This is a genomic window from Kitasatospora sp. NPDC058965 (assembly GCF_042741245.1).
Taxonomy (GTDB): Bacteria; Actinomycetota; Actinomycetes; order Streptomycetales; family Streptomycetaceae; genus Kitasatospora.
On sequence record NZ_JBHYKG010000013.1, the window covers coordinates 48,692 to 62,743 of the forward strand.

The window sequence follows — 14,052 nt, forward strand, 5'->3', positions numbered from 1 at the left end:
GTTTTTCCCGTCAGCACGGCACACGGACTCGAAAGAGGTCGGACAATGCAGCGCACGGGTAGCTCGGTCAAGCAGAAGCTCGCTCTGGTCCTCGCCGCCGGCACCGCGGTGGTGGCCGCCGGCGTCGGACTGTGCGTCCCGGTCGGCCACGTCGCGACCGCGGTCGCCGACGGCACGCCCGCCCCCTCGGCGACCGCCACCCCCAACGGCGACCCGACCGAGTGGTCCTGACCCCCGGGCTTGACGCCCCGCCGTCCATCGTCAACGCTGAGATGACCATCCGTCACATCGGCTGACCAGGTCCGCCAGCAGCGCAGGACACGGCATCAGGGGGCACGTGTGAACGACCGGTTCGCGGAGATCGAACTCGCGGAGGCCGTTGCGGCGATCCGCCGGCAGCTGGCCACCGCCGCCGAGCAGGCGGCGGACGAGCGGCTGCAGTTCGAAGTCGGTCCGGTGGAGCTGGAGTTCTCGGTGGAGGTGCGCCGCGACGCCACGGCGGGCGGCAAGGTCAGAGCCTGGGTCCTGTCGGCCGAGGCCGGCGCCAGTGCCGGTCGGACCGCGACCCACCGGGTGTCCCTCACCCTCACCCCGCGTGACGTCGGATCGGGCGGATCCGTCCTGATCGGCCATCAGGACCTCGGCGCGCGCGAGGACTTCCATTGAGCCTGACGGCTCAGCACATCGCCGCGGTCCGCGCGGCGAGTCAGGGCAGCGGTGTGCTGCTCTCCCCCCGGCTCGTCCTCACCGCCGCCCACCTGCTGGCCCCGAACACGGCCGCGCCGGCCCTGGTGGAAGCGGTGGTCCCCGGCGGCAACGGCTGGGTGCGGTGCATCCCGGTCTGGCAGTCCGCGGCCCACGACGTCGCCCTGCTGGCCGCCGCGAGCGATCTGGTGCGACCCGAACTCCTGGAACCGACGGGTGAGTTGCGTTGGGGGCGGGTGGACGGACTGGAGCCGGTGCCGCTCTGCCACGCGATCGGCTACCCGGCCGCGGGCCGCGAGGACGGCGGTGCGCTGCGCAGCCACCAGCTGATCGCCACGCTCGCCCCGGCGGCGGGGCTGGGCGGCCGGGCGGTGCGCTGGGTGCTGAGTACCGAGCACACCCCGCCGGGGCCGGTCCCCGCGGCGGAGTCCCCGTGGTCGGGCATGTCCGGGGCGCCGGTGGTCTTCCACAACCTGCTGCTCGGCCTGGCCACCGCCGACCTGGCGCCCGGCGTCTGGCGGCACTCCCAGCTCGGCATGGTCCCGCTGGCCCCGCTGCTGGACGACCCCGCGTTCGCCGCCCAGCTGGACCGCCGGCTGCGCCGACCGGTGCGCCGCAGCGGCATCTCCGCCCGGGACCGGCGGGACGCGGAGTTCGAGGAGGAGTACGGGCGCACCATCGACAAGGAGCACGGCCGGCTGCGGATCTTCGGCCTGCCGCAGGCCAAGCCCTGGGACCTGGGCACGGCATACCTGAGCCTGCAGATGCTGCACCTGTCCGCCGCCCCCGCGGGGCTCTCGGACACCGCCGAGCGCGCCCTGCACCCCGCTCCGCGCGGCCGGGTGGAGGCGATGCTCAAGGACCGCCGCCGGGTGCTGCTGCGCGGCCCGGCCGGCTCCGGCAAGACCACCCTGCTGCAGTGGCTGGCGGTCAACGCGGTCCGCGGCGGCCTGACCGGCGAACTGGCCGGGCTCAACCGCCGGGTGCCGTTCCTGCTGCGGCTGCGCACCATGTTCCAGCGCGACAACCTGGACCCGCACCCGGCGGAGTTCCTGGGCCTGGACCGCAGCCCGATCGCGGACAGCCAGCCGCCGGGCTGGGCCGAGCGGGTCTTCACGGCCGGCCGGGCGATCCTGCTGGTGGACGGGCTGGACGAGATCCCGCAGGCCCGCCGGGAGGCGGCCGGCGAGTGGCTGACCGAGCTGCTGGACCGGCACCCGGACTGCTTCAGCCTGGTCACTGTGCGGCCCTCCGGCGTGCCGGCCCAGTGGCTGCGCGGGCTGCGGTTCGAGGAACTGCTGCTCTGCCCGATGGACGAGTGGGACCGCAACCTCTTCGTGGAGCGCTGGCACAAGGCTGCCCTGGAGGCCGAGCAGGCCGCCGCGGACCGGCCCAGCCAGGCCGAACTGGACGCCCTGGAGCGCCGGTTCCGGGACACCCGGCAGGCGCTGACCCAGGCCCTGAAGCAGTCGCCGGAGCTGGCCGAGCTGACCGACAGCCCGCTGCTGTGCGCGATGGTCTGCGCGCTGCACCGGGAGTGGGAGGGCGGCCTGCCGGAGCGCCGGATGGAGGTCTACGACGCGGCGCTGGAGATGCTGCTGCTCCGCCGCGACCAGGCCCGGCAGATCACCGCGCTGCCCGAGGGCCGCCGGCTGAGCAAGGAGGAGCAGCTGGCCCCGCTGCAGCGGGTGGCCTCCTGGCTGGTGCGCAACGGCCAGCACGAGGGCAGCCACCAGGACGCGCTGCGGCTGGTCGGCCAGGTGCTGCCCAGCCTGCCGGCCGCCCGGGCCGGGCTGGACGCCGAGCAGCTGATCCGCCACCTGGTGGAGCGCACCGGGCTGCTCGCCGAACCCGGCGTGGACACCTTCGAGTTCGTCCACCGCACCTTCCAGGACTACCTGGCCGCCCGGGAGTTCATGGAGGAGCGGTCGTTCGGCATGCTGGCCGCGCAGGCCGTCGACGAGCAGTGGGCGGACGTGATCCGGATGGCGGTGGGCCACTGCTCGCAGCACGACCGGGCCGTCCTGCTGCGCGGCCTGCTGGAACGGGCCGAGCGGTGCACCGATCCGCGCGAGGCGCGCTGGGTCCGGCTGGTGGCCGGCACCTGCCTGCCGTACGCGACGGTGCTCAGCGACACGGTCCGCGAGGAGGTGCTGGCCCAGCTCGCCCCGGTGCTGCGGCTCTACCCGACCGAGGCCGAGCCCGGCTACGAGCAGCGCGAGTGGCAGGCGCTGTACGGGATCGGCGAGGAACTGCTGCCGCTGCTCACGGCCGACACCGACCTGCCGCTCTGGCTGGTCTGCCGGCTGCTGGAGCGGATCGGCGGGCCGGCGGCGCTGGAGCGGCTGGCCGCGGTCAACAACCGGATCCTGGCCGAGCAGGGCGAGCCCGACTCGCTGGTCTACCGCGAGCGGCTGGCCCAGGCGATCGTGGACACCGGGAGCAAGGCCCAGGCGGTCCCGGCGATGCAGGAGCTGGTGGCGCTGCACGAGCAGGTGATGGGCCCCGGCCACCCGGACACCTTCCTGCCCCGGTTGCGGCTGGCCGAGGCCTACCTGGAGTCCTGGCGGCTGCACGACGCGCTGCCGCTGCTCGAAGAGCTGCTCGATGACGCCGGCGGACAGGCCGCCGCCGACCTGCTGCTGCAGATCCGCACCCGGCTGGGCGAGTGCTACCTGCAGCTCGGCGCGCTGGACAATGCGGAGGCGGTGCTGCAGCAGCTCTGCGAGGACGCCGGGCGGCTGCACGGCCAGAGCAGCGAGCTGGCCCTGTCGGCCCGCGGCAGCCTGGCCGCGGTCTTCCGCGACAAGGGGCAACTGGGCGCTGCCAACACCGACTTCGAGTGGCTGCTGACCGATGCCGAGCTGGCCCTGGGGGAGGACCACCCGCAGACCCTGGTGATCCGGATGGGTGCGGCCCTCACCTACGCCGAGGCCGGCGACCACAACCACGCGATCGTCGCGCTGGAGCAGATCCGGGCGGACTCGGCCCGGGCCCTGGGCGAGGAGTTCCCCTTCACGCTCACCGCCGGGCTGCGGCTGGGCGCCACCTACGCGGCGGCCGGCGACCCGCGGGCGGTGCCGAGCCTGCAGGAGGTGGGCAGCGCCTGCACCCGGGTGCTGGGCGAGGACCACCCGACCACCCTGACCGCCCACCGCCACCTGGCGATCGGCTACCTGGGCCGGCGGGACTACGAGCTCGCCGCCGACCTGCTGACGGTCACCCTGGACCGGGCGCACCGCACCCTGGGGGAGCGGCACCCGGAGCCGCTCTCGCTGCGGCACGAGCTGGGGGTGGCCCAACTGCTGGCGGGCCACCCGGGCCGGGCGGTCGAACTGCTGGACGCGGTGCTCTTCGACCGCTGGGAGCTGCTCGGCATCTACCACCCCGACACCCTGCGCACCCGCCACCAGCTGGCGCACGCCTACCGCCTGGCCGGGAACCCGCTGCGGGCGACCCAGATGGCCGCCCGCACGCTGGCGCTCTGCGACACCTACCTCAGCCCCGGGCACCCGCTCACCATCGCGGTGCAGGAGAGCGCACTGGGCTGACGGGGGATCACTCCCCGCGGAGCACACCGCCGTTGACGGCCAGGAAGTCAGCCAGCGGGCGCGGCCCGCGGCCGGTCAGCCCGGCGACGTCCGGGCTGACCCCGGCGGCCGACCCGGCCGCGTAGTAGCCGTAGAGCTCGACCAGCCCCTCGGCCCGCCACGGGTCCCAGCCGGCCCCGAGCATGTACGCCAGCGCCGCCTGCGGCTCGGCGGCGACGTAGGCCACCTCGTGCCCGGCCGCCGCGCCGAGCTGCTCGGCGATCTCCCCGTGGGTCAGCCCGGCCGGGCCGGTCAGGGTGTAGAGCGCGCCCTCGTGCCCGGCGCCGGTCAGCACCTCGACGGCGCAGGCCGCCACGTCGTCCGCGTCCACGTAGGAGACCGCCGCCCCGCCGCCCGGCACCGACAGCTGCCCGGCCCGCACCGAGCCCGCCATCAGCAGGAAGTTCTGGTAGAAGCCGTTGGGCGCCAGCACCGTCCAGGGCAGGCCGCTGGCCCGCAGGTGCGCCCAGGCCTGCGCGTGGGCGGTCAGGAAGCGCACGCCCTCGTGCGGCCCGTCCACCCCGGAGGCGGCCTGCAGCACGATCCGGGGGTGGCTGCCGGCCCGCACCGCGGCGTCGATCACGTTCCGCTCGTGCTGCGCCATCTGCGGGTCCACCCCGGCCAGCAGGTAGACCACCGTCGCCCCGGCCAGGGCCGCGTCCAGCGAGGCCGGGTCGGTGAAGTCGGCCGCCACCGGGGTGACGCCCGCGTCCCACTCGGCGGGTACCGCGCCGGGGTTGCGCACCGGCGTGCGCACCTGCTCGCCCCGCTCGCGCAGCCCGCGCACGATCCTCGATCCGACGGTGCCGGTGGCGCCGGTGACCACGATCACGATGTCTTCTCTCCCGTCCCACAGCTTCCCGGGGGCCACAGATGTGACAACCCGTCAGACCGACCATCGCAGTGGCGGTCCGCCCGGGTCAAGGGCCGGCTCCGGCCACCGGGAACGACTCCGGCCCCCTCGGTGCGGGACCGAGGGGGCCGGAGTGCGGGACTGCCGGGTGGGCGGAGCTGTTACTTGGTCAGATCCGGACCGGTGGCCGCCACGGCGGCCGGGGTGTCGGCGACGGCCGACTTCTCCTCGCCGCGGAAGGTGAACTTGGCTTCCTTGCCCTCGCCCTCCACGCCGACGACCACGATGTGGCCGGCCCGCAGCTCGCCGAAGAGGATCTTCTCGGAGAGGTGGTCCTCGATGTCGCGCTGGATGGTGCGGCGCAGCGGACGGGCACCCAGGATCGGGTCGTAGCCGCGCTTGGCCAGCAGCTTCTTGGCCTCGACGCTGAGCTCCAGGCCCATGTCGCGGTCCTTGAGCCGGGCGTCCACCTTGTCGATCATGAGGTCGACGATCTGGATGATGTCTTCCTCGGACAGCTGGTGGAAGACCACGATGTCGTCGACGCGGTTGAGGAACTCGGGGCGGAAGTGCTGCTTGAGCTCCTCGCCGACCTTGGCCTTCATCCGCTCGTAGCCGGACTGGGTGTCGCCCGTGGCCGCGAAGCCCAGGTTGAAGCCCTTGGAGATGTCCCGGGTGCCGAGGTTGGTGGTCATGATGATGACCGTGTTCTTGAAGTCCACGACCCGGCCCTGGGAGTCGGTCAGGCGACCGTCCTCCAGGATCTGCAGCAGCGAGTTGAAGATGTCCGGGTGGGCCTTCTCGACCTCGTCGAACAGGACGACCGAGAACGGCTTGCGGCGCACCTTCTCGGTGAGCTGGCCGCCCTCCTCGTAGCCCACGTAGCCGGGCGGGGAGCCGAACAGCCGGGAGACGGTGTGCTTCTCGCTGAACTCCGACATGTCGAGGGAGATCAGCGCGTCCTCGTCGCCGAACAGGAACTCGGCCAGCGTCTTGGAGAGCTCGGTCTTACCGACGCCCGAGGGGCCGGCGAAGATGAACGAGCCACCGGGGCGCTTCGGGTCCTTGAGGCCCGCACGGGTGCGCCGGATCGCCTGGGAGAGCGCCTTGATGGCGTCCTTCTGGCCGATGACGCGCTTGTGCAGCTCGTCCTCCATGCGCAGCAGGCGGGAGGACTCCTCCTCGGTCAGCTTGAAGACCGGGATGCCGGTGGCGGTGGCCAGGACCTCGGCGATGAGCTCCTCGTCCACCTCCGCGACGACGTCCATGTCGCCGGCCTTCCACTCCTTCTCGCGCTTGGACTTCGCGTTCAGGAGCTGCTTCTCGTCGTCGCGCAGCGAGGCGGCCTTCTCGAAGTCCTGCGCGTCGATCGCGCTCTCCTTCTCGCGGCGGACCTCGGCGATCTTCTCGTCGAACTCGCGCAGGTCCGGCGGCGCGGTCATCCGGCGGATGCGCATCCGGGAACCGGCCTCGTCGATCAGGTCGATCGCCTTGTCCGGCAGGAAGCGGTCCGAGATGTACCGGTCGGCCAGGGTGGCGGCGGCGACCAGGGCGGCGTCGGTGATGGACACCCGGTGGTGCGCCTCGTACCGGTCGCGCAGGCCCTTGAGGATCTCGATGGTGTGCGGGAGCGAGGGCTCGGCCACCTGGATCGGCTGGAAGCGGCGCTCCAGCGCGGCGTCCTTCTCCAGGTGCTTGCGGTACTCGTCCAGCGTGGTGGCACCGATGGTCTGCAGCTCGCCGCGGGCCAGCATCGGCTTGAGGATGCTGGCGGCGTCGATCGCGCCCTCGGCGGCGCCCGCGCCGACCAGGGTGTGCAGCTCGTCGATGAACAGGATGATGTCGCCGCGGGTGCGGATCTCCTTGAGGACCTTCTTCAGGCGCTCCTCGAAGTCACCGCGGTAGCGCGAGCCGGCCACCAGGGCGCCCAGGTCCAGCGTGTAGAGCTGCTTGTCCTTGAGCGTCTCCGGGACCTCGCCCTTGACGATCGCCTGGGCCAGGCCCTCGACGACGGCGGTCTTGCCGACGCCGGGCTCGCCGATCAGCACCGGGTTGTTCTTGGTGCGGCGGGACAGCACCTGCATGACCCGCTCGATCTCCTTCTCGCGCCCGATCACCGGGTCGAGCTTGGCCTCGCGGGCGGCCTGGGTGAGGTTGCGGCCGAACTGGTCGAGCACCAGCGAGGTCGACGGGGTGCCCTCGGCGGGCCCGCCGGCCGTGGCCGACTCCTTGCCGCCGCCGGAGTAGCCGGACAGCAGCTGGATGACCTGCTGGCGCACCCGGTTCAGGTCGGCGCCCAGCTTCACCAGGACCTGGGCGGCGACGCCCTCGCCCTCGCGGATCAGGCCGAGCAGGATGTGCTCGGTGCCGATGTAGTTGTGGCCGAGCTGCAAGGCCTCGCGCAGCGAGAGCTCCAGCACCTTCTTGGCCCGGGGAGTGAAGGGGATGTGACCGGACGGGGCCTGCTGGCCCTGGCCGATGATCTCCTCGACCTGCTGGCGGACCGCCTCAAGAGAGATCCCGAGGCTCTCCAGGGCCTTAGCGGCGACACCCTCGCCCTCGTGGATCAGGCCCAGGAGGATGTGCTCGGTGCCGATGTAGTTGTGATTGAGCATCCGGGCTTCTTCCTGAGCCAGGACGACAACCCGCCGCGCGCGGTCGGTGAACCTCTCGAACATCGTTAATCGCTCCTCAGAGCGGTCGGGCAGTTCGGGGACTGTCCCCGCCCTGTCCTTCCGCATGCTAGTCCCGCTCAGCGGCGCGGCCCTCGTGGTTCCCCGCAGGATGCGGGGAAATCAAGCTGCGCGACCAGCCGACACCCTTCCCAACCTGGTGCTGGGAGACGGTGTTCCCGCCAGTGCGGCCGATGCACCACTTGCCGCTACGCCAATGGCGAACACGCTCCGGGCCCAGACGCTCCGGCGACCCCGAGGGCCCCCGGATGACCGTCCCACCTGCATTCATACCGGAAATTCCGACTGTTCTCGTGCAGTTTCCCCGGTGGCGTTGTTCGCCCGGCGAGAAGTCACCCGGAGTCGGGACCGGGTGACGGGGGTTCAGGGGTAGGGCCGAACGGGGGGCCGGTGCGCAGGGGTTGCCCGGACGCCGTGACCGTGCCGTCGTTCCAGCGTTGCACAGTCCGTGAGCGTTCAACCGGGGATCCGGACCGACCGGCCGCACCGCCCCGGGCCGGCCCCGGAGCCGGCCCGCGCAGCCCGTCGGCGGACGGCCACGGGGCGCGGAGGGGTGCCCTCCGCGCCCCGTCGTGGCCGCGCCCGGTCCTGCCGGTGGGGCAGGGGCCGTCAGGAGGCGTTGGCCGCCTCGTAGGCCTCGCGCACGTTGCTGGGGACCCGGCCGCGGTCGTTGACGTTGTAGCCGTTGTCCTTGGCCCACGTGCGGATCTTCGCGGTGTCCGCGCTGCCGGTGGCCGGGCGCGCGGTGCCGCGGCTGCCGGTGCGCCGGGCGCTGGTGAGCCGGCCGCTCTGCTTGCGGCCCTTTTCGACGTACGGAGCGAGCAGGTTGCGCAGCTTCTCCGCGTTGCCGGACTTCAGGTCGATCTCGTAGGCAACGCCGTCGAGGGCGAACGTCACCGTCTCGTCCGCCGAACCGCCGTCGAGATCGTCTTCAAGAATGACCTGCACCCTCTGTGCCACGGGACTCCCTTTCCTCTTAACGACCCAATGCCTAAGGGAAAGGAAACCGCCTTTTCTCGAAAAACACAAACCCCGCTCTGTTCGGCCGGTCCGGCCCAAGCGCAGTACGGCAAGTCGCGGGTGCCTTCGCGGTGGCCGATCAGAGGTGCAGCAGCATGCGCGAGTTGCCCAGGGTGTTGGGCTTCACCCGCTCCAGGTCGAGGAACTCCGCGACTCCTTCGTCGTAGGAGCGAAGGAGTTCTTCATACACTTCCGTAGCGATGACGGCCGGGTCTGTCGTACCATCATCGGTTTCCCCGATCTCCACGAAGCCGTGTTTCGAGAAGAAGGCCACCTCGAACGTCAAGCAGAAAATCCGACGGACACCGAGCCAACGCGCGGTCTGCAAGAGCTTCTCCAACAGGACGTGCCCGATCCCGTGGCCGCGGCAGGACTGGTCCACCGCGAGGGTGCGGACCTCCGCCAGGTCCTCCCACATCACGTGCAGCGCGCCACAAGCAACCACTGTGGCGTCGTCGTCGCGTTCGGCGACCCAGAACTCCTGGATGGATTCGAACAGTGTGACCGTGGGCTTGTCGAGCAGAATGCTGTCGCGCGCGTAGGCGTCGATGAGCCGCCGCACGGCCCGCACATCACTGGTCCGCGCCCGGCGGATGGTGACCTCCATGGCGAGACGCTATCGCGCCCGGCGCGGCGGCTTGCTATCGCGTCCCCCCGTGCGCGCCGCTTTCGGCTTCGGCCGGGCCTTTCGGGCGCCCGGGATGCCGGGCCTGTCGATAAAGGAACAGGCGCCGCCCCGGAAACGGGGGGGGCGCCTGGCGCCTCTTGCGGGATTACTCGGCCGGCCGGCTCGCGGCCCGGGCCAGCGCCTCGGCGGCGGCGTCCTCCTTGCCCTTCTGGGCACCGCCCTGGCTGCGGATGATGGCCCGCACCAGGAAGCCGAAACCGATCGCCATCACCAGCGGCGGCACGATCGCACTGACGTACTGCATCGGATCATCACTCCTTCTCTGTCGGGTCGGCGTCCTCGGTGGCGTCCGCGTCCTCGGCCCCGTCGGCCTTGCCGGCCGCCTTCCGGGCCTCGGGCTTCACCAGCGGGAAGAGCACGGTCTCGCGGATGTTCTTGCCGGTGAGCAGCATGATCAGCCGGTCCACGCCGAGGCCCAGGCCACCGGTGGGCGGCATCGCGTACTCCAGGGCGCGCAGGAAGTCCTCGTCCACCTGCATCGCTTCTACGTCGCCGCCGGCCGCCAGCAGCGACTGGGCGGTGAGGCGGGCCCGCTGCTCGACCGGGTCGATCAGCTCGGAGTAGGCGGTGCCGATCTCGGTGCCGAAGATCACCAGGTCCCACTTCTCGGCCACGCCCGGCACCGACCGGTGCTGGCGGGTGAGCGGGGAGACCTCGGTCGGGTAGTCCCGGAGGAAGGTCGGGCGGATCGCGTTCTCCTCCAGCAGCCGCTCGATCATCTCCAGCACGATCTGGCCGTGGCCCCACTCCTTCTCGTAGGGGACGCCGGCCCCGTCGCAGAGCTCGCGCAGCTCCTCGACGCTGGTCTGCGGGGTGACCTCGGCGCCGATCCGGGCCGAGATGCCCGGGTAGACGCTGATCTCCTCCCACGGCTCGGCCAGGTCGATCTCGTGCTCCACCCCGTGCGGGTCGGTGCCGCGCACCACGGTGGTGCCCAGCGCGTCCCGGGCGGCGTTGACGACGATCGCCCGGATCAGCTCGGCCTGGGTGTCGTAGTCGCCGTAGGCCTCGTAGGACTCCAGCGCGGTGAACTCCGGGTTGTGGGTCGCGTCGGCGCCCTCGTTGCGGAAGTTCCGGTTGATCTCGAAGACCTTCTCGGCGCCGCCGACCACCAGCCGCTTGAGGTAGAGCTCGGTGGCGATGCGCAGGTAGAGGTCGATGTCGTAGGCGTTGATGTGGGTGACGAACGGCCGCGCGTTGGCCCCGCCGTGGATCGGCTGCAGCATCGGCGTCTCGACCTCGAGGTAGCCGCGGTCCTCGTAGGTGCGGCGGATCGAGCGGATCACCTTGGTGCGCAGCTGGAGCATCTCGCGCGCCTCGGGGTTGACGATCAGGTCCACGTACCGCTGGCGGACCCGCGCCTCCGGGTCGGTCAGGCCCTTGTGCTTGTCGGGCAGCGGGCGCAGGCACTTGGCGGTCAGCGCCCAGGCGTCCACCATCACGCTCAGCTCGCCGCGGCGGGAGGTGATCACCTCGCCCTCGACGCCCACCTGGTCGCCCAGGTCGATGTCGGCCTTCCACGCGGCCAGCCGCTCCTCGCCGAGCTTGTCCAGCGAGAACATCACCTGGAGGTCGCCGGTGCCGTCGCGCAGGGTGGCGAAGCAGAGCTTGCCCCCGGTGCGGGCCAGCACCACGCGGCCGGTGACGCCCACCCGCTCGCCGGTCGCGGTGTCCGGCGCCAGGTCCGGGTGCTTGGCCCGCAGGTCGGCGATGCTGGTGGTGCGGGGGAAGCCGACCGGGTACGGGTCGATGCCCGCGGCACGGAGCCGGTCGAGCTTCTCGCGCCGCACACGCATCTGCTCGGGAAGGTCGTCGGTCGCGGGAAGGGTGCTCTGGTCGCTCACCTCACCAGGGTAGCGAGCGCGGAGCACTGCCCCGGCACCGGCCGAGACCGGTACCGGGGCAGTGGTGGTGCGGATCGTCCGTCAGGCGTGCTCGCCGGCCCTGCGGCGGCGGTTCACCAGCAGCAGCACCCCGGCACCGGCCAGCACGGCGGCCCCGCCGATCCCGGCGATCAGGCCGGCGTGCGAGCCGCCGCCGGTGAAGGCGAGGCCCTTGCCGTCGTCACCGGCGTGCACCACGGCGGGGTCGGTGGAGTCCTCGCCGGGGGCACTGGAGGCGCTGGGTGTGGCCGTCGGGGCGGCCTGGACCAGGCTCACCCGGACCGAGTTGTCGGCCGGGTTCGGATCGAACTGCAGGGTGCTCGCCTTGGGGTTGCTGAGCTCGTAGGCGCTCACCAGGTAGGCCTGCGCGGTGGGCGAGGTGCTCGGGTCGACCTTGAGCTGGAAGTCGAAGCCGTGCGTGCTGCCCGCTGCGACCACGTAGGAGGGGCGGCAGGCGTAGACCAGCGGGGCGGCCTTGTCCAGCACGTAGCAGTCGGCCGGCGCCTTGGTCACCGTGCTGCCCTGCGGGAGCACGAGCTTGACGTCGGCCGGGTCGTCGCCGCTGCCGTCGTAGACGACCGAGGCCGGGCCGTCGTTGCGCAGGCCGACCGTCAGGGTGCCCTGCTTGCCGTCGCCCTGCGGCGCCCAGTTGCCGAGGGCGACGAAGTTCGCGGTGTTGTCCGCGGAGAGGTCGACCCGGATCCCGTCGTCCCCGGCCCGGCGCGGGGCGTGCAGCAGGGCGTCGTCGGTGGTCCGGGTGGCGGTCAGCGGGGTGCCGGTCCCCGCGTGCATGCCGTACTGCTTCGCCCAGTGCGGGTACTCGGCGCCGCGCGCGTCCTCGGTCGGGAAGACGGAGATCGCGGGGAGCATGTACAGCGCGGTCCTGGTGACCCCGAACGTCACCGGGTCCAGCCTGAAGACCTCGCCGGGCGCGACGGTGGCGTCCACGATGCACTCGGCCAGCGTCCGGCTGGGCAGTCGCTGGCTGCCGGGCGCGTCGAGCGGGCCGGTGGCGACCGCCGGGGCGTCCGCGTAGACGCAGTTCGCGGCGCGCCGGTCGGCCGCCAGGCCGTCCGGCAGCACGAACTCCACGTAGAGCTTGGTGGTGGGCACCGGACCGAGGTTGGCGACCTCGACCGCCGGGGAGAACGTGTCGCCCGGCTTGAGGTGGGACACCGCCGGCAGGTCCTTGACCTTCAGGTCGGGCCCGCCGACGGTGACCTTGAGGTCGGCGGTGGCGCCGGTGGCCTCCGGGGAGGAGAGGGCGACGTGCAGCACGCCGGTGGTGTTCGGCTTGACGCCCGGCGCGGCCGTGAGCCACAGGTGGTCGCCGATGCCGGTCCCACCGGTCGGCAGGTGGTCCTCGTGGCAGGTGGTGACCGCGCCGCCGGCGGTGCAGGAGCCCTGGCTGTGGAAGTCGGCGATGCCGGCCAGCGCGCTCGCGTCGAAGGTGAGCGTGGCCTGCTGGATCGTCGCGGTGCCGGTGCCGATGGTCACGTTCAGCAGGCTGTTCCCGTCCGACATCGGGTTGGCCGGCGGCGTCAGCGGGAGCTGCACGGAGTTGGGCAGGACGAGCTGGAGCGAGGTGCCGGCGGCGTGTGCCGGGACGGCGGCGGCCACGGCGGCCAGCAGGCCGGCCGCGGCGGTGCCGACGGCGACCCGGCGGGTGCGGGCTGAGAACACAGGTCCCCCCTGAATTGTGAAAGTTCAGAGGGGACCATAGGCCGACGCGCAGGCTTCCGGCAGCCGGATAGGTCGGGAGCAAACGGTCATTGGGTGACAGGTGGCGGCCAAATTTCTCATTTGTTTGGCAAATCGTGACCATCGATCAGGTCCGCCACCATCACCTTGTCGACATAGCGCCCTCACCCCGTCCCGGTGGCCAGCTCCTCGTCCAGCTCGTCCGCCAGGTCCCCGAGGTCCGCCGGTTCGTCCGGCTCCGGCGGGGCGGGGCGGGTGGCGGGGGGCTTGGGGCGGCGGGCGAAGAGGTCGGCGGGGGTGGGGACGCGCGGGGTCGGGCGGTCCGGGGCGGGGGTGGGCATCGGTCCTCCTGCGGGGGCGGGACTGGGGACGGCCATCAGGTGGCGGGGCGCGCGTTCCAGGCGTTCGCGGACGGCGGCCTCGGCCAGTGCGTGGCACCGGCCGGCCAGCCGGGAGCGGCGGTGGCGTTCGGCCGGGCCGCAGGGCTGGCGGCCGAGGGCGCGAAGGGCGGAGAGGTCGTCGGGCTCGGGCAGGTAACCGTCGGTGACGGCCTCCTCCAGGCGTTCCAGGTAGCCGCGGGCGCTCCCGGGCAGGGCCGCGCGGTAGCGGACCAGCTCGGCGAGCAGGAAACCGCGCAGCCGGCCGCCCTCCTGGACGGCCTCGTCGATCGCCTCGGCCAGCCGCAACGCCTCCTGGACGTCCTCCGCCCAGAGGGCGGCCAGGTCGGCGCCCAGCGGCAGCTGGGCGGGGACAGTGGGGTGGAGGGCCTGGGCGAGGGCACGGCGCAGCACGCGCACTTCGTCGGCGCTGAAGGCCATGCCGCCGCGGGACCCGTGTGGCGTAGGCATGAGTTGACACTACGTGAGGAATATCCGATTTGTCGGAAGCCTCGCGCAGGACAGACCCGGTTGGCCCCGGC

General features: G+C 72.4%; 11 protein-coding genes. 3 read left to right on the top strand and 8 right to left on the bottom strand.

Annotated features, from left to right (window positions below; genetic code table 11):
* The first annotated feature begins 45 nt into the window (after positions 1 to 45).
* From ACFW1A_RS04290 to ACFW1A_RS04300, 3 genes are all read left to right on the top strand, one after another.
* Positions 46 to 231: a hypothetical protein gene (locus tag ACFW1A_RS04290; RefSeq protein ID WP_380403869.1), complete on the top strand. Its 186-nt coding sequence runs from the start codon at positions 46 to 48 to the stop codon at positions 229 to 231.
* Positions 232 to 339: 108 nt separating this feature from the next.
* Positions 340 to 666, top strand: coding sequence for a trypco2 family protein (locus tag ACFW1A_RS04295; protein ID WP_380403872.1), 327 nt, complete (start codon positions 340 to 342; stop codon positions 664 to 666).
* The gene (locus tag ACFW1A_RS04300) at positions 663 to 4,256 is read left to right on the top strand and encodes an NACHT domain-containing protein (protein WP_380403874.1); all 3,594 of its coding nucleotides are present in this window, start codon (positions 663 to 665) and stop codon (positions 4,254 to 4,256) included. The genes ACFW1A_RS04295 and ACFW1A_RS04300 overlap by 4 nt, the downstream gene beginning before the upstream one ends.
* A gap of 7 nt (positions 4,257 to 4,263) precedes the next feature.
* Here ACFW1A_RS04300 and ACFW1A_RS04305 read toward each other — a convergent pair whose 3' ends face one another.
* From ACFW1A_RS04305 to ACFW1A_RS04340, 8 genes are all read right to left on the bottom strand, one after another.
* Positions 4,264 to 5,127: an NAD(P)H-binding protein gene (locus tag ACFW1A_RS04305; RefSeq protein WP_380403877.1), complete on the bottom strand. Its 864-nt coding sequence runs from the start codon at positions 5,125 to 5,127 to the stop codon at positions 4,264 to 4,266.
* A gap of 182 nt (positions 5,128 to 5,309) precedes the next feature.
* Complete coding sequence (locus ACFW1A_RS04310) at positions 5,310 to 7,826, bottom strand: ATP-dependent Clp protease ATP-binding subunit (protein ID WP_380403880.1); 2,517 nt, start codon at positions 7,824 to 7,826, stop codon at positions 5,310 to 5,312.
* Positions 7,827 to 8,450: 624 nt separating this feature from the next.
* On the bottom strand, positions 8,451 to 8,801 hold the full coding sequence (locus ACFW1A_RS04315) for an Lsr2 family protein (RefSeq protein WP_380403882.1): 351 nt from the start codon (positions 8,799 to 8,801) through the stop codon (positions 8,451 to 8,453).
* Positions 8,802 to 8,940: 139 nt separating this feature from the next.
* Positions 8,941 to 9,468, bottom strand: a complete 528-nt coding sequence (locus ACFW1A_RS04320; protein ID WP_380403885.1) for an amino-acid N-acetyltransferase — start codon at positions 9,466 to 9,468, stop codon at positions 8,941 to 8,943.
* Between the two features lie 166 nt (positions 9,469 to 9,634).
* Positions 9,635 to 9,793 carry a hypothetical protein gene (locus ACFW1A_RS04325; RefSeq protein WP_380403888.1) on the bottom strand — a complete coding sequence of 53 codons (159 nt, stop codon included), beginning with the start codon at positions 9,791 to 9,793 and terminating at the stop codon, positions 9,635 to 9,637.
* A 7-nt stretch (positions 9,794 to 9,800) separates the two neighbouring features.
* Positions 9,801 to 11,393, bottom strand: a complete 1,593-nt coding sequence (gene lysX / locus ACFW1A_RS04330) for a bifunctional lysylphosphatidylglycerol synthetase/lysine--tRNA ligase LysX (protein ID WP_380403891.1) — start codon at positions 11,391 to 11,393, stop codon at positions 9,801 to 9,803.
* A gap of 81 nt (positions 11,394 to 11,474) precedes the next feature.
* Entirely contained in the window at positions 11,475 to 13,115 is a 1,641-nt protein-coding gene (locus tag ACFW1A_RS04335) for a hypothetical protein (RefSeq protein ID WP_380403894.1), read from the bottom strand.
* Between the two features lie 182 nt (positions 13,116 to 13,297).
* The gene (locus tag ACFW1A_RS04340; RefSeq protein WP_380403897.1) at positions 13,298 to 13,981 is read right to left on the bottom strand and encodes a hypothetical protein; all 684 of its coding nucleotides are present in this window, start codon (positions 13,979 to 13,981) and stop codon (positions 13,298 to 13,300) included.
* Between the last annotated feature and the right edge of the window lie 71 nt (positions 13,982 to 14,052).